This is a genomic window from Stenotrophomonas sp. Y-13, assembly GCF_046267925.1.
GTDB classification, from domain to species: Bacteria; Pseudomonadota; Gammaproteobacteria; order Xanthomonadales; family Xanthomonadaceae; genus Stenotrophomonas; species Stenotrophomonas acidaminiphila_A.
This window is the reverse complement of the sequence record NZ_CP176501.1, coordinates 616,623-634,676: the sequence shown is the minus strand read 5'-3', so window position 1 is coordinate 634,676 and position 18,054 is coordinate 616,623. Positions and strand designations below refer to the sequence as shown.

Genomic DNA, 18,054 nt, shown 5'->3' with positions numbered 1-18,054 from the left:
CTCAGGGCCCGCGCTTGCCCAGCCGCGCGGCGTCCAGCAGCACGTAGATCGGCAACCACAGCAGCATGCCCGGCAGCGGCGCCCACCAGTAGCTCCACGGCAGCAGCGGCTCGGCGGTGAACAGGTGCACGGCGGCGCTGATGATGCGGTCGTTGAGCAGCAGCCCGCCGATCGCCAGCGCCTGCTGCGACAGCGGGAAGAAGCGGATGCGCGCGCGGAAGCGCTGCAGGATGAAGGCGAACACCACCAGCCGCAGCGCCTGCTCGCCGAGGATCCCGCCATACAGCAGGTCGGCCAGCAGGCCGATGATGAAGGCAAAGCCCAGCCCGACCCGCTCCGGGGTCTCGATCACCCAGTAGCCCAGCACCAGCGCCAGCCAGTACGGGCGGATGGGCTGCAGCAGTTCCGGCAGCGGCACCAGCCCCAGCAGCAGGGCCAGCGCGATGCTGGCGGGCAGTACCCAGCCGCGGTTGCGCAGGCGGCTCATGGCCGGGTCTCCTGTGGAAGCGTGGGCGCGCGGCCGGAGGTCGCGGGGCGGGGCGCAGGCGGGTTGGCGGCGGACGGGGCGTTTTCCGGCGCCGGTGGGGTCGGGCGCGGCGCATCGGCCGCGCCGCCCTGCGTTGCCGCGGCCGCGGGACGCGGGCCGGTACCCCCGGATGTCCCGTTGTCCGGCGCCGGACGCGGGCCGGGCACCGTGTCGCCGCCGCCCGGCGGCTCCAGGCCGCTGGTCACCGGCATGCGCGGGATCTGCGGCACCGAGCGCAGCAGCAGCACGTCGCGGCCCCGGTCCAGCTTGGCCGCCGGCTCCAGCGCGCCGACCAGGAAGGCATGGGTATCGTCCGGCCGCAGTTCCACGATCCTGCCCACCGGGAAACCGGCCGGGAAACGCCCGCCCAGCCCGGAGGTGACGATCTCGTCGCCCACCTCGACCCCCGCGCTGAGCGGGATGTCACGCAGTTCGAGGCGGTCGCCACGGCCATAGGCGATCAGGCGCACGCCGTTGCGCGCGACCGTCACCGGCACCGCGTGGTCGGGGTCGGTCAGCAGCAGCACGGTCGAATGCAGCGGGGTCACCGCGATCACCTGCCCCATCAGGCCACCGGCGTCGATCACCGCCTGGCCGATGTGCACGCCTTCGCGGCTGCCGGCGTCCAGCACCAGGCGCTGCTTCACCGGGTCCAGGTCGATGTCCAGGATCGGCGCCAGCTGCACGTCCAGCCCGGCGCGCTCGGCCACGTTCAGCAGCTCGCGCAACTGGGCGTTGTCCAGCGCCGCGGTCTGCAGCCGGGTCAGGCGCGCGTTGGCCAGCAGCAGCTGGTTGCGCAGTTCGCGGTTCTCGGCGACCAGCTGGTTGTGGCTGGCGGCGTTGTCGCGCACCGAGGCGCCCAGGCGCCCGGGCAGGCCGGCCAGCGCCCACACCGGCTGCACCGCCACCGCGGCCTGGGTGCGCAGGCGCGACAGCCAGCCGCCCTGGTCGTCCAGCACGATCAGGGTGATCGCCAGGGCCAGGTAGGCCAGCAGCCGCAGGGTGCTGCTGGCGTCGCCCTGTCGGGAGGCTACGGGGGGACCGGCATAGGGCGGCACGACGGACTTCAGCTGGAAAAATACGGGAGAAGGATGCGACGACGCCCCGGCGGTGCGATGCCCGGCGCCTGCGCGCCAAGGGCACCGCGCCGCAGAGGCGCGGGCGCGGTAGCGGGCCGGTGCGGCTTATTCCGGCGCAAAGAACTCGTTGCCGTGCATGTCGACCAGCTCCAGCGCGCGGCCACCGCCACGCGCCACGCAGGTCAGCGGGTCGTCGGCCACCTGCACGTGCAGGCCGGTTTCCTCGGAGATCAGCCGGTCCAGGTCGCGCAGCAGGGCGCCACCGCCGGTGAGCACGATGCCGCGCTCGGCGACGTCGGCGCACAGTTCCGGCGGGGTCTGCTCCAGCGCCAGCTTGACCGCCGAGACGATCCCGGACAGCGGTTCGTGCAGGGCCTCGAGCACCTCGTTGGAGCTGATCTTGATCATCTTCGGCACGCCCTCGGCGAGGTTGCGGCCGGAGATTTCCATCTCCTGCACCTCGGCCTGCGGGTAGGCGCAGCCCAGTTCCACCTTGATGCGCTCGGCGGTGGCTTCGCCGATCAGCATGCCGTGGTTGCGGCGCACGTAGTTGGTGATCGACTCGTCGAAGCGGTCGCCGCCGATGCGGACCGAGGCCGAATAGACGATGCCGTTGAGCGAGATCACCGCCACCTCGGTGGTGCCGCCACCGATGTCGATGACCATCGAGCCGCGCGCCTCGGTGACCGGCATGCCGGCGCCGATGGCCGCCGCCATCGGCTCCTCGATCAGGTACACGTCGCGCGCGCCGGCCTCCTCGGCCGATTCCTTGATGGCGCGGCGCTCGACCTGGGTCGAGCCGGCCGGCACGCACACCAGCACGCGCGGGCTCGGGCGCAGCACGCGCGACTTGTGCACCTTCTTGATGAAGTGCTTGAGCATCGCCTCGGTGTAGGTGAAGTCGGCGATGACGCCGTCCTTCATCGGGCGGATGGTGGTGATGTGCCCCGGGGTACGGCCGAGCATCTGCTTGGCCTCGGCGCCGACGGCGGCCACCGAGCGGGTACCGCCGATGGCGCGGTCCTGGCGCACGGCCACGACCGACGGCTCGTTCAGCACGATCCCCTGCCCGCGCACGTAGATGAGGGTGTTGGCCGTGCCCAGGTCGATGGACAGGTCATTGGAGAACATGCCGCGGAGCTTCTTGAACATGTGGGGAGTGATCCTGAGGGCGCGCGCCCACGCCGGATGGCGAAAAAATGGGCAGAAAACGAGGTTGGCTAGCCTATCAACCCACCCCGGCACGGGCAAGGAAAATCCATGCCCGCAGCGGGTTTGGAGGCACTCGCCGGGGTTCGCCGGCGACACGTGCTTCTGGTCGCGCGCCGCCGCAGCCGGTACCCTTATGCACTTTGGCGCGCGCCCGCGCCACCCCGCCTGCGCCCGTACGGCGGCGGTTCCCCTTTACCCGTATAGGCCCGTTCGCGATGTCCGCTCTGATCTGTGGTTCCCTTGCCTTCGACACCATCATGGTGTTCCCGGACCAGTTCAAGAACCACATCCTGCCGGACAAGGTGCACATCCTGAACGTGTCCTTCCTGGTGCCGCGCATGCGCCGCGAGTTCGGCGGCTGCGCCGGCAACATCGCCTACAACCTGCACCTGCTCGGCGGCAACCCGATCCCGATGGGCACCGTGGGCTCGGACTTCGGCCCGTACCGCGAGCATTTCGACGCGCTGGGCATCGACCTGAGCCGGGTGCGGGTGATCGAGGAACTGTTCACCCCGCAGGCGTTCATCACCACCGACCACGACAACAACCAGATCACCGCCTTCCACCCGGGCGCGATGATGCGCTCCTACGAGAACCACGTGAAGGACGTGCCGGGCGTGACCCTGGGCCTGGTCGGCCCCGACGGCCGCGAAGGCATGATCCAGAACGCCATCGAATTCAAGGAGATGGGCGTGCCGTTCATCTTCGACCCGGGCCAGGCCATGCCGCTGTTCAACGGCCCGGAACTGCGCACCTTCATCGAGCAGGCCGACTACGTGGTGGTCAACGACTACGAGTCCAACCTGCTGCAGGAGCGCACCGGCTGGAACGAGAAGGAGATCGTCGGCCGGGTCAAGGCCTACATCACCACCCGCGGCCCCAAGGGCGCGGTGATCCACACCCCGGACAGGAGCTACGACATCCCGCCGGCGCACGAGCGCCGCGTGGTCGACCCGACCGGCTGCGGCGACGCCTTCCGCGCCGGCCTGATCTTCGGCATCCAGAAGGGCTACGACTGGCTGACCATCGGCCGCATGGGCAACCTGATGGGCGCGCTGAAGGTGGAGCACCCGGGCACCCAGAACCAGCGTTTCGACTTCGACGAGTTCAACGAGCAGTTCAAGCAGCAGTTCGGCTACGCGCTCTGACCCGGCCGCCAGGCCACCTGCGGAAACGGCGCCGGAAGGCGCCGTTTTTCGTTGTAAGTGCCGGGCTTGCCCGGCACGGGGCCGTTTACCCGCAAAGTCCCCGTGCGGGGCAAGCCCCGCACCTACGGATCACCTCCGAGCCCGCGTTCTGCCCGCGAGGCCGGGACACACCAGCGGAAAGCGAACAGGAAGGCGCCGCTCTTCGTGTAGGTGCCGGGCTTGCCCGGCACGGGGCCGTTTACCCGCAAAGTCCCCGTGCGTGGCAAGCCCCGCACCTACGGACCACCTCCGGGCACGCGTTCTGGCCGCGCGGCCGGGACACACCTGCGGAAAGGGCGCCGCCATTCGTGTAGGTGCCGGGCTTGCCCGGCACGGGGCCATTACCCGCAAAGCCACCATGCGGGGCAAGCCCCGCATCTACGGATCACCTCCGGGCCCGCGTTTTGACCGCGCGGCCGGGACACACCTGCGGAAAGGGCGCCGCTCTTCGCGTAGGTGCCGGGCTTGCCCGACACGGGGCCGTTACCCGCAAAGCCACCATGCGGGGCAAGCCCCGCAGCTACGGACCACCTCCGGGCCCGCGTTCTGACCGCGAGGCCGGGGCTCATGCGCGCGGTTCGTAGCGGGCGGCCTCGCGCTCCAGCCAGGCCGGCAGGTCACGCCTGCGCACGCCTTCGCGCCTGGCCCGCTGCAGGCAATCGAGCATGTAGCACCGCTTGCCGGCGGCGTCGCCGGCCAGCGACAGCGCCAGGTCACGGTCCATCCAGCGCCGGAACAGCAGGTACAACGCCACGTGCAGGGCAATGGCCAGCAGACTGACCACGAGCACGATCGCCAGATCCATCACCGCACCTCCGTCGTTGCCGGCAACACCTTCGCCCCACGCACCTGCGCCAGCTCCTGTTCCAGGGTGAGCTCCTGAGGCCCGCGCCGCAGGTGGCCCGCACGCAGTACGCTGCCGCCGGCCAGGTAGAGCAGGTAGGCCTCCCCGGAGCGCAGTGCGACGTTGCGGAACTCCGCCGACGGCAGGCAGCCGATGGCGTCGAGCCGGTTCGCCGGCGCCACCTGCAGCGCCGCACCCCCTGCCCCCTTGATCCACTGGCGTACATGCACCCGGGCATCGTCCGGAGTGAGCGCCACGACGTCGGCGATCACGATGGCGTCGGCCTCGGCGGCCAGCGCGGCGGCCAACGCCTGTTGCTGTCGCAGGTCCCCGGCCACGAGCCGGCGCTGCATGTCGGCGGGCAGGCTGCCGCAGGCGAGCGCCGGCGCCTGCGGCAGCCACAGCAACGCGACCAGCACGCATGGCCAGTACGCGCGCGGCGCGCCACGGCGTCGCGGCATGCAGCCGGCATCCCTGCGCATGCCGCTCAATCCCAGCCCGCGGGCATCTGGCTGCCATCCAGGCCGCCGGTCTCGAAGACCGCGGTGCGGGTGCCACCGGCCTTCACCGGGAACTCGATGCGCACCACCGTGGCCTTGCGCGCCAGCCGCCACAGGCCACGGTTGTCGGTGATGAACATGGCGATCGCCTCGTCGGTATCCGGGCGGTACGCGGCCATCCGCCGTGGCGCCTGGTCGTCCACCGTCACCGTGACCTGGCAGCTGCCGTAGCAGGCCTTGGCGAAGTCGCCGGTCTGCAGCACCAGGTAGGCGTGGCGCTTCCATTCCGGATGGTCGCGGAACACCAGCTGCACCACCTTGGGGCCGGTGCCGTCGACATCGACCCGCTCCTTGCCCTGGATCATCGCCGAGCGCTGCACGCCCTTGCTGCCCACCGATACCTGGTTGTAGCTCCACAGGCCCTGCATGCGGCGCAGCTCGCGCGCGGCCTCGGCCTTCTGCTTGACCTCGGCGAAGCCGGGTTCGATGCGGCGGGCGGCGTCGGAATCGGGGAACTGGTCGAGCAGCGCGGCGCCGTGGACGCGCGCCTTCTCCCACTCGTTGGCGGTCACCGCCGCGTCGTAGAGCCTGGCGATGCCGTCGGCATCGGCCTCGCGCCTGGCGCGCTCCTGGGCGGCGGCGGCGGCCTGCTGCTGGCGCTCCGCTTCCGGGTTGCTGCAGGCGGCCAGGGCGACGACGCACAGGGCGCCAAGGGTCAGGGGTTTCATCGAGCGACTCCGCGTGGACAGGCGCGGCAATGCCGCGCGGTGGCGCCCACTTTAAACATCCGCTGCCGCGAACCCCAGCCCTGCCGCTGCGGTGCCCGCCCTGGCCCAGACAGAAACGGCGGGCCCGGGGGCCCGCCGTTGTCGGTTCTGCTGCTACGCGCCGGTTACGGCTTGGGCGCGGCCTCGGCCTTGGCGATCATGTCGGCCACCGACGCGGTGGTGATGGGGTGATAGCCCGGCTTGGCCCTGGCGAATACCTCCTTGGCGAAGGCCAGGCCTTCGGGGGTCTTCAGCAGTTCGGCGTAGATCGGCAGGATCAGCTTGCGACGGCCGACCTTCTGGATGAACTCGCCGGCGGCCGGCTGGGCCTGGGTATAACCGCTGCGGATGGCCAGCGGATACCAGCGCATGGCGATCTCGCCGTTCGGGGTGCCGGTGAAGTGGTAGCCCTTGTCCAGCTGCTCGAGCTTGGCCACCGGCACGGTCTTGCCCAGGCCGTCGATGAAGCGCACCCACTCCTGGGTGGTCCACTGGCTGGTCACCTGGTTGCTCGGCAGCTGCTCGCTGCCCAGCCAGGCGATGCGCGCGGTATCGACCACGGCGAAGCCGCGCGAGCGCGCCTTCGGTGCGAACGACGGGATGCCCGGTTCTTCCAGCCACGCGTGCAGTTCGGCGTCGCTCACCGCGGTCGGATTCTTCGGCAGCAGGTTCTTCTTCAGGTACTCGACGAACTGGTCGGTGTTGGCGCTCTGGAAGGCATGGTCATCGAACCAGCCGCGCAGGAACGGGTCGAACACCTCGCGGCCGAAGCGCTGCTCCAGGAACTGCAGGAACCACGCACCCTTGACGTAGGCCACCTGGCTCAGCGCGTCGTCCGGGTCGCGCTCGGTCAGCGGCGGCAGCGCCAGCGCCTGGTCGGCCGGGCTCATGTCCTTCACTTCGTTGAGCAGGTCGGTCTGGTCGATCTCGCGCTCCATCTCGGCCGCCTCCTGGCCGTACAGCGCTTCGGTGATGCGCGCCTGCACGTAGGTGGTGAAGCCTTCGTTGAGCCAGATGTCCTTCCAGCTGGCGTTGGTCACCAGGTTGCCCGACCAGCTGTGCGCCAGCTCATGGGCGACCAGCGAGACCAGCGACTTGTCGCCGACGATCACGGTCGGGGTGGCGAAGGTCAGGCGCGGGTTCTCCATGCCACCGAACGGGAACGACGGCGGCAGCACCAGCATGTCGTAGCGGCCCCAGCGGTATTCGCCGTACAGCTTCTCGGCGGCACCGATCATCTTCTCGGTGTCCTCGAACTCCTTGGCCGCCTTGTTGACCATGGCCGGCTCGGCCCACACGCCCGAGCGCGGCGAGATCGGCTCGAACACCAGGTCGCCGGCGGCGATGGCCAGCAGGTAGGACGGGATCGGCTGCGGCATCTTGAAGGTGTAGTCGCCGTCACGGGCCGCCTTCGGGTCGTTGTCGGCGCTCATCAGCACCATCACGTCCGGGCGGCTGGCCACGTGCGCGCTGTAGGTGAAGCGCACGCTCGGGGTGTCCTGCAGCGGCACCCACGAGCGCGCGTGGATGGCCTGCGACTGGCTGAACATGAAGGGCAGCTTCTTGCCCTCGGTCATCGACGGCTCCAGCCACTGCAGGCCCGAGGCGGTCGGCGCGGTGTGGTAGGTGATGCGCACGCTGGCCGGCTGCTCCGGGGCCTGGATGGTCAGCTTGCTGCCGAACACCTTGTCCGCCGGCGCCAGCTCGAACTGCAGCGGCGTGGCGGCGCCGTCGGCGGCCAGCGCCTCGACCTTGGCGATGCTCAGTTCGCGGGTGTCCAGCACCAGCTGCCTGGCGGCCTTGTCCTTCCACTCCAGCGCATAGGTGGCGGTGCCGCCGATCTGCTTCTGCTCGAAATCGACCTTCAGGTCCAGCGCCAGGTCCTTGATGACGACCTTGTCCGGCTCGGCGTAGGAGCTTTCATCGTGGCTGCGGCTGACGGTGTTCACGGCGGCGGCGGGCTTCTCGGCGACGGGGGCGGCGACGGGGGCGGCGGGGTCCTTGGCGCAGCCGGCGGCGAGCGCGACGGCCAGGGGCAGCATCAGGAAGGGTGAACGCATGGGATTCCTAGGGAGCTGAGGAGTGAGTGGAGAGGAGTGAGAAGTGAGAGAAGGCAGAAGCAGGAGCGCGGGCAAATCCGCTGTCTCTTGCTGCTCACTCCTCTTCACTCACTCCTAGATCTTGTAGCCGGAGTGGATGGCGACGATGCCGCCGCTGAGGTTCTTGTAATGGCAGCGCGCGAAGCCGGCCTCGGCCATCATCGCCTTGAGTTCTTCCTGCGGCGGATGCTTGCGGATGCTCTCGGCCAGGTACTGGTAGCTGTCGCCGTCGCCGCGCGCGAACAGCTTGCCCAGCCGCGGCAGCACCTTGAACGAGTGGAAGTCGTAGATCGGCTTGAACCAGTCCGCGGTGACTTCGGAGAACTCCAGCACGCGCGCCTGGCCGCCGACCTTGAGCACGCGGTACATCTCGCGCAGCGCGGCGTCCTTGTCGGTGACGTTGCGCAGGCCGAAGGAAATGGTCACCAGGTCGAAGCTCTGGTCCGGGAATGGCAGCGCCTCGGCGTTGAGCTGCACCCACTCGAAGCCGGACACGTGGCCGCGGTTGGTCAGGCGGTCACGGCCCACCGACAGCATGCCGGCATTGATGTCGCCCAGCACCACGCTGCCCTCGGCGCCGAGCCGCTCCTTGAGCAGCACGGCGATGTCGCCGGTGCCGCCGGCCAGGTCGAGCACGCGGTCGCCCGGCTTCACCTGGGCGGTGGCCACGAAGTAGCGCTTCCACAACCGATGGATGCCCAGGCTCATCAGGTCGTTCATCAGGTCGTAGTTGTCGGCCACCGACGTGAACACCTGGCCGACAAGCTTCTGCTTGTCCTTGGCCGGCACGTCGCGGAAGCCGAAGTGGGTGGTGCCGCTCTTGTAGGGGGATTCGCTCATGCGGCCGATTATCGCACTCCCGCGGCGGCGGCGCGGCGGGCCCCGGGAAGGCGCCGTTATCATGGCCGGCCACCCGACGGATCCCTGCCCCGATGATCGCCACGCCCGACTACCGCGCCCTGCTCGACACCGCCATCGCCGAGGCCCGCCAGGGCCTGGCCGAGGGCGGCATCCCGATCGGCGCGGCGCTGTACCACAACGACGGCCGCCTGCTCGGCTGCGGCCACAACCGCCGGGTGCAGGAGGGCGACCCCTCCATCCACGGCGAAACCGACGCCTTCCGCAAGGCCGGCCGCCAGCGCGGCTACCGCGACACCATCATGGTCACCACCCTGGCCCCGTGCTGGTACTGCTCCGGGCTGGTGCGCCAGTTCAACATCGGCACCGTGGTGGTCGGCGAATCGGTCACCTTCGCCGGCGGCATCGACTGGCTGCGCGAGAACGGGGTCAGGGTCATCGACCTGAACGATGCCGGCTGCATCGCGATGATGCGCGACTTCATCGCCGACAACCCCGAGGTCTGGAACGAGGACATCGGCGAGTAAGGTGCCGCAGCGCCCGCGCAGGACCGCGGCCGCGCCGCGGGCGGCTGCTCCGTTCGGCCGCCATCGCGCCGGGTGTGACGCAGTCCACATCCAGGCAGTTCCGCCATCGCACCGCCACCCCGGTGTCATCGACACCGGCTATGCTCGGTCGTGCAGGGGGCACTGCCATCAAGGTGACGCGATGCATATTCCGCCCGTACACGGACGCCATCGGGAATCGCTGCGCCAGGCCGGCGAACGCCTGCGCGCCCACTATGCCCGCCATCGCCGCTCCGCCGCCTTCTGGGACGCCTACCAGCAGATCCAGAACGAGCTGGCCGCCGCCTTCCCCGAGCACCGCGCCGAGCTATGCAACCGCATGGCCACCTTCGCCCAGCGCCTGGGGGCGGTGGAGGAAGCGCAGCTGGTGGATGCGGCGGTGCGCCCGGACTGACCGCCAGGGCACGTGACGCCGCCGCCGGGGCATGCCGCGGCGGCGCCATGCCGGCGCGGCGACCAGCGCCGCGCAGCGGTCAGGCCTGCGGCGGTTCCCCGTTCGCGGCCAGGCGGCGCCGATTGAACAGGCGCTGCACCACCACGAAGAACAGCGGGATGAAGAACAGGCCAAGCACGGTGCCGGCGATCATGCCGCCCAGTACGCCGGTGCCGATGGCGCGCTGCGCGCCGGAACCGGCGCCCGAAGCGATGGCCAGCGGCAGCACGCCCAGGCCGAACGCCAGCGAGGTCATCACGATCGGGCGCAGGCGGTCGCGTACCGCATGCATCGTCGCCTCGATCACCCCCGCGCCCTTCTCCAGGTGCTCCTTGGCGAACTCGACGATCAGGATCGCGTTCTTCGAGGTCAGGCCCACCGTGGTCAGCATCGCCACCTGGAAATAGACGTCGCGCTCCATGCCGCGGAAGGTGTTGGCCAGCACCGCGCCGAGGATGCCCAGCGGCGCCACCAGCAGCACCGCGGTCGGCACGCTCCAGCTCTCGTACAGCGCGGCCAGGCACAGGAACACGATCAGCAGCGACAGGGTGTACAGCAGCGGCGTCTGCGCACCGGCCTCGCGCTCCTGGTAGGACACCGCGGTCCACTCGATGCTGAAGCCCGGCGGCAGCTGGCTGGCCAGCTTCTCCACTTCGGCCATGGCGTCGCCCGAGGCCACGCCCGGCGCGGCCTCACCCTGGATTTCCAGCGCGGACACGCCGTTGTAGCGCTCCAGCCGCGGCGAACCGTAGTCCCAACGCTGGCTGGCGAAGGCCGAGAACGGCACCATCTGCCCGGCGCTGTTCTTCACCGTCCACAGGTTGAAGTCCTCCGGGTTCATGCGGAAGCCGTCGTCGGCCTGCATGTACACGCGCTTGACCCGACCGCGGTCGATGAAATCGTCGACGTAGCTCGAGCCCCACGCGGTGGCCAGGGTGCTGTTGATCGCATCCAGCGACAGCCCGTGGGCGCCGGCCTTGGCCACGTCGATGTCCAGCCGCAGCTGCGGGGTATCGTCCAGGCCGTTGGGGCGGACGTTGGCCAGCTTGCTGCTCCTGGCGGCCATGCCCAGCAGTTGGTTGCGCGCGTTGACCAGCGCCTCGTGGCCCTGCCCGGTGTTGTCCTTCAGGAAGAAGGTGTAGCCCGAGGCGGTACCCAGCTCCGGCATCGCCGGCGGCGGGAAGGCGAAGATGAAGGCGTCCTTGATCTGCCCCAGCGCGGCCATCGCGCGCCCGGTGACCGGGCCCACGCCCTGGTCGGCAGTGCGCTCGTCCCAGTCCTTGAGCTTGACGAACGCCATGCCCGAGTTCTGGCCCATGCCGGAGAAGCTGAAGCCCTGCACCGAGAACACCGATTCCACCGCGTCCTTCTCGTTCTGCAGGAAGTGGTCCTCCAGCTTGTAGATCGACTCCAGCGTGCGCTCCTGGGTGGCGCCCACCGGCGCCTGCACCAGCGCCATCAGGATGCCCTGGTCCTCGTTGGGCAGGAACGAGCTGGGCAGGCGCATGAACAGCACCGCCATGGCCACCGCCAGCGCCGCGAACACCGCCATGAACCGCCACGGCCGCGCCAGGATCCCGCGCACGCCGCGCTGGTAGGTCGCGCTGGTGCGGTCGAAGCCATTGTTGAAGCCGTTGAAGAAGCGCCCGGCCAGGCCGCGGTGGGCGACATGGTGCTCGCCCTTCTTCAGCGGCTTGAGCATGGTCGCGCACAGCGCCGGGGTCAGCACGATCGCCACCAGCACCGACAGCGCCATCGCCGAGACGATGGTCGCCGAGAACTGGCGGTAGATCACGCCGGTGGAGCCGCTCATGAACGCCATCGGCACGAACACCGCCGACAGCACCAGGCCGATACCGACCAGCGCGCCGGTGATCTGCCCCATCGACTTGCGCGTGGCCTCCAGCGGCGACAGCCCTTCCTCGGACATGATGCGCTCGACGTTCTCCACCACCACGATGGCGTCGTCCACCAGCAGGCCGATCGCCAGCACCATGGCGAACATGGTCAGCATGTTGATCGAGAAGCCCAGCGCGGCGAGGATGCCGAACGTGCCCAGCAGCACCACCGGCACCGCGATCGTCGGGATCAGCGTGGCGCGGAAGTTCTGCAGGAACAGGTACATGACCAGGAACACCAGCACGATCGCCTCGAGCAGGGTCTTGACCACGCCCTTGATCGACACCTTCACGAACGGCGTGGTGTCGTACGGGATCACCGCCTTGAGCCCGTGCGGGAAATTGGCCGCCAGCTCGTCCAGGGTCTTGCGCACGCCTTCGGCGGTGTCCAGCGCGTTGGCGCCGGTGGCCAAGGTGACGGCCAGGCCGGAGGCCGGCTTGCCGTTGTAGCGGGTCACGAAGTCGTAGGTTTCCGCGCCCAGCTCCACCCGCGCCACGTCGCCCAGCCGCAGCGTCGAGCCGTCGGCCTCGGTGCGCAGCACGATATCGCGGAACTGCTGCGGGGTCTGCAGCCGGTCCTGCGCGTTGATGGTGGCGTTGAGCTGCTGGCCCTTCACCGCCGGCGCGCCGCCCAGCTGGCCCACGGCCACCTGCGCGTTCTGCGCGCGTACCGCCGCGCTCACCTCGTCCACCGAGACCCGGTAGGTCTGCAGCTTGTTCGGGTCCAGCCAGATGCGCATGGCGTACTTGCCGCCGAACACCTCGATCGAGCCCACGCCCGGCACCCGGCTGAGCGGGTCCAGGACGTTGGAGCCGACGTAATCGGAGATGTCGTGCTCGTCCATGCTGCCGTCCTCGGACACGAAGCCGACGACGTTGAGGAAGCCCGAGCTGGACTTGGCGACGTTGATGCCCTGGCGCTGCACTTCCTGCGGCAGCAGCGGCATCGCCAGCTGCAGCTTGTTCTGCACCTGCACCTGGGCGATGTCCGGGTTGGTGCCGCTCTCGAAGGTCAGGGTGATGCTGGCCTGGCCGTTGGAAGAGCTGTTCGACGAGAAGTAGATCAGCCCGTCCAGGCCCTTCATGTTCTGCTCGATGATCTGCGTCACCGAGTCCTCGACCACCTTGGCCGACGCACCCGGGTAACTGGCCGAGATCGATACCGCCGGCGGCGCGACCTCCGGGTACATCGAGACCGGCAGCTTGAGCATCGCCAGCGCGCCGGCGAGCATGATGATGATGGCGATGACCCACGCGAAGATGGGCCGATCAATGAAGAAGCGAGCCATGGATGTCTCCGCTTACTGCTGGGCGGCCGGTGCGGCGGGCGCCGCGGGCTTGGCGGGCTCGGCACCCTTCTCGGTGGCCTGCACCGGCATGCCCGGGCCGATCTTCTGCAGGCCCTCGACGATGACCTTGTCGCCGGCCTTCAGGCCGTCCTCGACCAGCCACTTGTCGCCGATGGCACGGCTGACGGTGACCGCGCGCTGGGCGACCTTGCCCTCGCCATCGACCACCATCGCGCTCGCATTGCCCTTGGGGTCGCGGGTGATGCCCTGCATCGGCACCAGCAGCGCGTCCTGGCGCACGCCGCTGCCCAGCACCGCACGTACGAACATGCCCGGCATCAGCACCTGCTCGGGATTGTCCACCCGCACCCGCAGGCCATAGCTGCCGGTGCCGGGGTCGACACTGACCTCGGAGAACTCCAGCGTGCCCTTGTGCGCGTACGTGCTGCCGTCTTCCAGCACGATGTCCACCGGCAGCCCGGTCGCGCCCTGCAGGCGCCCGGCGGCCAGCTCGCGGCGCAGCTGCAGCAGCTCGGCCGAGGACTGGCTGACGTCGATGTAGATGGGGTCCAGCTGGTTGATGGTGGCCAGCGCTTCGGCCTGGCCGGCACTGACCAGCGCGCCCTGGGTGACGCTGGACTTGCCGATCTGGCCGCTGATCGGCGCGGTGATGCGGGCATAGCCCAGGGTGACGTTGGCCGCGTCCAGCGCGGCGCGGGCGGCACCGACGTCGGCCTCGGCCTGCTTCCAGGCCGCCTGCGCGTTCTCGTCGTCCTGCACGCTGATCACCCGGCTCTTGACCAGCTCGGTACTGCGCCGCGCGGCCAGCCGCGCGGCGTTGGCGCTGGCTTCGGCGCGCGCCAGCTGCGCCCGCGCGCTGTTGGCCTGGGCACGGTAGGCGGCGTCGTCGAGCTGGTACAGCGGCTGGCCCTGCTTGACCACGCTGCCCTCGGTGAACAGGCGCCGGGCGACGATGCCGCTGACCTGCGGCCGCACTTCGGCCACCTGGTAGCCGGTGGCCCGGCCGACCAGTTCGCGGGTCAGGGTGACCGGCTCGGCCTTCAGGGTGACGACGGTGACCTGCCCGGGGCCACCACCCTGCTGCGGCGGCTGCCCGCCACAGGCGGCCAGTGCGCCGGCGACCAGCAGCGACAGGAGGACGGGGCGGAGAATCGATCGACTCATGGCGGGGAAACTCGGCAGTAAGGAAGGAAGCCATGCGACCGGGCCGGCCCGCCCTGGACGGCGGCCACCCGCGGCGGCGCACAGGAAGGGCCTGCGCACGTTACCGCGATCGAATGACGGCAAAAGAGCGCGGAAGGATACATACATGCATGTCTGTTTGTAAATTGGTAGAATTCAGACATGTTTCATGTCAGTTGTGTGCAACGGCACTGCGATGGCGCGTAAGAGCAAAGAGGACGCACAGGCGACCCGCGAGGGCATCCTCGACGCGGCGATCGCCTGTTTCCACGAACACGGCGTGGTCGGCACCACGCTGGCGATGATCGCCACCCGCGCCGGCTATACCCGCGGCGCGGTGTACTGGCATTTCCGGAACAAGACCGAAGTGCTGGAGGCGATGATCGAGCGCGACCGCATGCCGTTCGTGCAGCGCCTGCAGCGCACCTACGCGCCGCAGCGGCAGACGCCGATCCTGGACCTGCGCGAGGTCATCCGCGTTTCGCTCGCCGAACTGGCCGGCGACCCGCGGCAACGCAGCCTGATGGAGATCCTGCTGCGCAGCGAGCAGTCCAGCGAAAGCCTGAGCATCCAGGCGATGCAGCGCCAGAACTCGCAGGAGGAGCTGGACATGGTCACCCGCACCCTGGAGCGCGCGCGCGAACTGGGGCAGCTGCGCCCCGGGGTCGACGCGGCCACCGCCAGCCGCATGCTGCACATCAGCCTGACCGGCGCGCTGTACAACGCCATGGCGCAGCCGGAAGAGTACGACCTGGAGCGCGACGGGCTGATGGTGATGGACGTGGTGCTGCAGGCCTACGTCCGCGAGGGGGTGTTCCAGCCGGGCGTGTTCCCGGCGCACGAGGACAGCGCGGGCTGGGATACCTTACGCCCCGCCCTGGCGGCGCCCGGAACGACGACGGCGCCCACAGGGGGCGCCGTCGTCGCACAGGCGGTGGGGTTACAGGATGTAGCGGCTCAGGTCCGGGTCCTGCACCAGTTCGCCCAGGTGCCGGTCGACGTAAGCGGTGTCGATGGCCAGGGTTTCGCCGTCGCGGTCCGGCGCCTCGTAGCTGAGCGTGTCCAGCAGCCGTTCCAGCACCGTGTGCAGGCGGCGGGCGCCGATGTTCTCCTGCCGCTCGTTGACCTGGAACGCGATCTCGGCCAGGCGCTCGATGGCGTCGGCGGTGAAGCTCACCTTGACCCCCTCGGTGGCCAGCAGTGCTTCGTACTGCTTGGTCAGCGCCGCCTTCGGCTCGGTAAGGATGCGCACGAAGTCGTTCTTGCTGAGCGCGCCCAGCTCGACGCGGATCGGGAAGCGCCCCTGCAGCTCCGGGATCAGGTCGCTGGGCTTGGCCAGGTGGAACGCGCCGGAAGCGATGAACAGGATGTGGTCGGTCTTGACCGTGCCGTACTTGGTGGACACGTTGGAGCCTTCCACCAGCGGCAACAGATCGCGCTGCACGCCTTCGCGCGAAACATCGCCCCCACCCACGTTGTCGCCACGCTTGGCGACCTTGTCGATCTCGTCGATGAACACGATGCCGTGCTGCTCGCAGGCCTCGATCGCGGCCGTGCGGATGTCGTCCTCGTTGACCAGCTTGCCGGCCTCCTCTTCGACCAGCAGCGGGCGTGCGGCCTTGATCGTCAGCGTGCGCTTGTTCGACTTGGCGCCGCCCAGATTGGCGAACATCGAACGCAGCTGCTGGCCCATTTCCTCCATGCCCGGCGGGGTCATGATGTCCATGCTCACGTTGGCGGACATCTCCAGCTCGATCTCGCGCTCGTCCAGCTCGCCGTTGCGCAGCATGCGCCGGAACTTGATGCGGGTCTCGCTGTCGGCCGCCGACGGCTCGTTGCGCGCGGCCTCCGCATCGAAGCCGATGCCGACGCTGCGCCGCGGCAGCAGCGCGTCGAGGATGCGGTCCTCGGCCTTCTCCTCGGCCTGGGTGCGCACCCGCACCTTGGCCTGCTCGCGGTACAGCTTGACCGCGGTGTCGGCCAGGTCGCGGATGATCTGCTCCACGTCCTTGCCGACGTAACCGACTTCGGTGAAGCGGGTCGCCTCGACCTTGACGAACGGCGCATTGGCCAGCGTCGCCAGGCGCCGCGCGATCTCGGTCTTGCCGACGCCGGTGGGGCCGATCATCAGGATGTTCTTGGGCATCACCTCGTTGCGCAGCTCGGCCGGCAGCTGCATGCGCCGCCAGCGGTTGCGCAGGGCGATGGCGACCGCGCGCTTGGCGTCGTGCTGGCCGACGATGTGCCGGTCCAGCTCCTGCACGATCTCGCGCGGGGTCATGGTGGCGGAGGAAACTTCGATCTTGTGGGTCATGGCTCTACCTGGAAAACGAGGGCGCCGGGGGGTGGCGGAAGTCGCGGGCTGCACGGAACGCCGGAACCGATGAGCGCGGGGATGCCGCGCATCGGCCCCACCGGCTTCATGGGTGCATGCGGCACGTGCCTCAGAGTTCTTCGACCACCACGTTGGTATTGGTATAGATGCAGATGCCGCCGGCGATGTTGATCGCCTCGGTGGCCACCGCGCGCGCGTCCATCTGGGTATGCGCCAGCAGCGCGCGCGCCGCGCTCAGGGCGTAGGAACCGCCGGAGCCGATGGCGATGATGCCGTCTTCCGGTTCGATCACGTCGCCGGTGCCGCTGATGATCAGCGAGGTTTCCCGGTCGGCCACGGCCAGCAGCGCCTCGAGCTTGCCCAGGCGGCGTTCGGTGCGCCAGTCCTTGGCCAGTTCCACCGCCGCGCGGGTCAGCTGGCCGTGCTTCTCCAGCTTGGCCTCGAACAGCTCGAACAGGGTGAAGGCATCGGCGGCGGCGCCGGCGAAGCCGGCCAGCACCTGGCCGTCGCGGCCGAGCCGGCGCACCTTGCGCGCATTGCCTTTCATCACCGTGTGGCCCAGCGTGACCTGGCCATCGCCGGCGATCGCCACGTGCTCGCCGCGACGCACGCAGCAGATGGTGGTGGCGTGGAAAACATTCGGGTTCTGGCTGGGATCCATTGGGGCCTCCGGGGTGTCCCGGCAACAATGGGGGCAGTGGCCGACGGTTCAAGCAGCCGCCCGCGGGCAGCACAGCTTGATTCAGGTCAAGTGGCGGCCGCTGCGGCCCCACCATCATGGCGGCGTGGCCCGGCCACCCGAGGAACACCGTGATTCCCTACCCGCTGCTGCTCACCGCGCACCTGTTCGCCGCACTGATGTTCGTCGGCGCGGTGTTCTTCGAGGTGCTGATCCTCGGCAGCGCCCTGGCCCAGGTATCGGCGGCGACCCGGCAGCGCATCGAGGCGGCCATCGCCCGCCGCGCGCGCCGGGTGATGCCGTGGGTACTGGCGGTGCTGTACGCCAGTGGCCTGGGCATGGCCTGGCATTACCGCATGGCGCTGGCGCAGCCGCTGGCCAGCCGTTTCGCGTTGCTGCTCACGCTGAAGATCGCACTGGCGCTGAGCGTGCTCGGCCACTTCGCCGTGGCGATGGCCACGCGCGGCGACGGTCCGCGCATCGAACGCCGCTTCCGGCGCATCCACCACAGCGTGTTCTGCCACATGCTCGGCATCGTGCTGCTGGCCAAGGCGATGTTCCATCTCAGCTGAGTGCGCG

Annotated in this window: 16 protein-coding genes and 1 pseudogene; 5 read left to right on the top strand and 12 right to left on the bottom strand. The window is 69.5% G+C overall.

All coding sequences use genetic code 11. From position 1 onward, the window contains the following. Position 1 precedes the first annotated feature (1 nt). The 3 genes from mreD to ACJ7VY_RS02745 all read right to left on the bottom strand — a co-directional run bounded on the left by mreD (position 2) and on the right by ACJ7VY_RS02745 (position 2,757). Positions 2-487 (bottom strand): rod shape-determining protein MreD, encoded by a 486-nt coding sequence (mreD, locus tag ACJ7VY_RS02755; RefSeq protein WP_161615648.1) that lies wholly within the window; start codon positions 485-487, stop codon positions 2-4. Continuing rightward, a complete protein-coding gene (gene mreC / locus ACJ7VY_RS02750; RefSeq protein ID WP_409476316.1) occupies positions 484-1,584 on the bottom strand; it encodes a rod shape-determining protein MreC in 1,101 nt (366 codons plus the stop codon). Before mreC ends, mreD begins: the two co-directional genes overlap by 4 nt. A gap of 126 nt (positions 1,585-1,710) precedes the next feature. After that, positions 1,711-2,757: a rod shape-determining protein gene (locus ACJ7VY_RS02745; RefSeq protein WP_054662886.1), complete on the bottom strand. Its 1,047-nt coding sequence runs from the start codon at positions 2,755-2,757 to the stop codon at positions 1,711-1,713. Between the two features lie 275 nt (positions 2,758-3,032). On the opposite strand from ACJ7VY_RS02745, the gene ACJ7VY_RS02740 reads away from it, so the two are divergent. After that, positions 3,033-3,965 carry a carbohydrate kinase family protein gene (locus ACJ7VY_RS02740; RefSeq protein WP_104938026.1) on the top strand — a complete coding sequence of 311 codons (933 nt, stop codon included), beginning with the start codon at positions 3,033-3,035 and terminating at the stop codon, positions 3,963-3,965. A gap of 604 nt (positions 3,966-4,569) precedes the next feature. On the opposite strand, the gene ACJ7VY_RS02735 is transcribed toward ACJ7VY_RS02740, so the two are convergent. The 5 genes from ACJ7VY_RS02735 to ubiE all read right to left on the bottom strand — a co-directional run bounded on the left by ACJ7VY_RS02735 (position 4,570) and on the right by ubiE (position 9,054). After that, a complete protein-coding gene (locus ACJ7VY_RS02735; protein ID WP_409476315.1) occupies positions 4,570-4,809 on the bottom strand; it encodes a hypothetical protein in 240 nt (79 codons plus the stop codon). Next, the gene (locus ACJ7VY_RS02730; RefSeq protein WP_409476314.1) at positions 4,809-5,309 is read right to left on the bottom strand and encodes a hypothetical protein; all 501 of its coding nucleotides are present in this window, start codon (positions 5,307-5,309) and stop codon (positions 4,809-4,811) included. The genes ACJ7VY_RS02735 and ACJ7VY_RS02730 overlap by 1 nt, the downstream gene beginning before the upstream one ends. A gap of 26 nt (positions 5,310-5,335) precedes the next feature. Beyond that, positions 5,336-6,076 (bottom strand): hypothetical protein, encoded by a 741-nt coding sequence (locus ACJ7VY_RS02725; RefSeq protein WP_293762182.1) that lies wholly within the window; start codon positions 6,074-6,076, stop codon positions 5,336-5,338. Between the two features lie 164 nt (positions 6,077-6,240). Continuing rightward, the gene (locus tag ACJ7VY_RS02720; RefSeq protein WP_161615314.1) at positions 6,241-8,175 is read right to left on the bottom strand and encodes a M1 family metallopeptidase; all 1,935 of its coding nucleotides are present in this window, start codon (positions 8,173-8,175) and stop codon (positions 6,241-6,243) included. Positions 8,176-8,289: 114 nt separating this feature from the next. After that, positions 8,290-9,054: a bifunctional demethylmenaquinone methyltransferase/2-methoxy-6-polyprenyl-1,4-benzoquinol methylase UbiE gene (gene ubiE, locus ACJ7VY_RS02715; protein ID WP_054662867.1), complete on the bottom strand. Its 765-nt coding sequence runs from the start codon at positions 9,052-9,054 to the stop codon at positions 8,290-8,292. 92 nt (positions 9,055-9,146) lie between these two features. On the opposite strand from ubiE, the gene ACJ7VY_RS02710 reads away from it, so the two are divergent. Next, positions 9,147-9,599 carry a nucleoside deaminase gene (locus ACJ7VY_RS02710; RefSeq protein ID WP_104938022.1) on the top strand — a complete coding sequence of 151 codons (453 nt, stop codon included), beginning with the start codon at positions 9,147-9,149 and terminating at the stop codon, positions 9,597-9,599. 181 nt (positions 9,600-9,780) lie between these two features. After that, positions 9,781-10,032 carry a hypothetical protein gene (locus ACJ7VY_RS02705; RefSeq protein WP_409476313.1) on the top strand — a complete coding sequence of 84 codons (252 nt, stop codon included), beginning with the start codon at positions 9,781-9,783 and terminating at the stop codon, positions 10,030-10,032. Positions 10,033-10,111: 79 nt separating this feature from the next. Here ACJ7VY_RS02705 and smeE read toward each other — a convergent pair whose 3' ends face one another. Together smeE and ACJ7VY_RS02695 are read right to left on the bottom strand one after the other, a co-directional pair. Further along, positions 10,112-13,258: a multidrug efflux RND transporter permease subunit SmeE gene (smeE, locus tag ACJ7VY_RS02700; RefSeq protein WP_104938020.1), complete on the bottom strand. Its 3,147-nt coding sequence runs from the start codon at positions 13,256-13,258 to the stop codon at positions 10,112-10,114. Between the two features lie 12 nt (positions 13,259-13,270). After that, positions 13,271-14,443 carry an efflux RND transporter periplasmic adaptor subunit gene (locus ACJ7VY_RS02695; protein WP_409476312.1) on the bottom strand — a complete coding sequence of 391 codons (1,173 nt, stop codon included), beginning with the start codon at positions 14,441-14,443 and terminating at the stop codon, positions 13,271-13,273. Between the two features lie 187 nt (positions 14,444-14,630). Here ACJ7VY_RS02695 and ACJ7VY_RS02690 point away from each other — a divergent pair. Further along, a pseudogene (locus tag ACJ7VY_RS02690) lies at positions 14,631-15,200 on the top strand (TetR family transcriptional regulator); the annotation flags it as partial. Between the two features lie 201 nt (positions 15,201-15,401). Here the strand turns inward: ACJ7VY_RS02690 and hslU are convergent. After that, positions 15,402-16,775 carry an ATP-dependent protease ATPase subunit HslU gene (hslU, locus tag ACJ7VY_RS02685; protein WP_202626506.1) on the bottom strand — a complete coding sequence of 458 codons (1,374 nt, stop codon included), beginning with the start codon at positions 16,773-16,775 and terminating at the stop codon, positions 15,402-15,404. A gap of 130 nt (positions 16,776-16,905) precedes the next feature. After that, positions 16,906-17,457 carry an ATP-dependent protease subunit HslV gene (gene hslV / locus ACJ7VY_RS02680; protein WP_104938016.1) on the bottom strand — a complete coding sequence of 184 codons (552 nt, stop codon included), beginning with the start codon at positions 17,455-17,457 and terminating at the stop codon, positions 16,906-16,908. A 116-nt stretch (positions 17,458-17,573) separates the two neighbouring features. On the opposite strand from hslV, the gene ACJ7VY_RS02675 reads away from it, so the two are divergent. Continuing rightward, positions 17,574-18,047 carry a CopD family copper resistance protein gene (locus ACJ7VY_RS02675; RefSeq protein ID WP_409476311.1) on the top strand — a complete coding sequence of 158 codons (474 nt, stop codon included), beginning with the start codon at positions 17,574-17,576 and terminating at the stop codon, positions 18,045-18,047. The last annotated feature ends 7 nt before the right edge of the window (positions 18,048-18,054 follow it).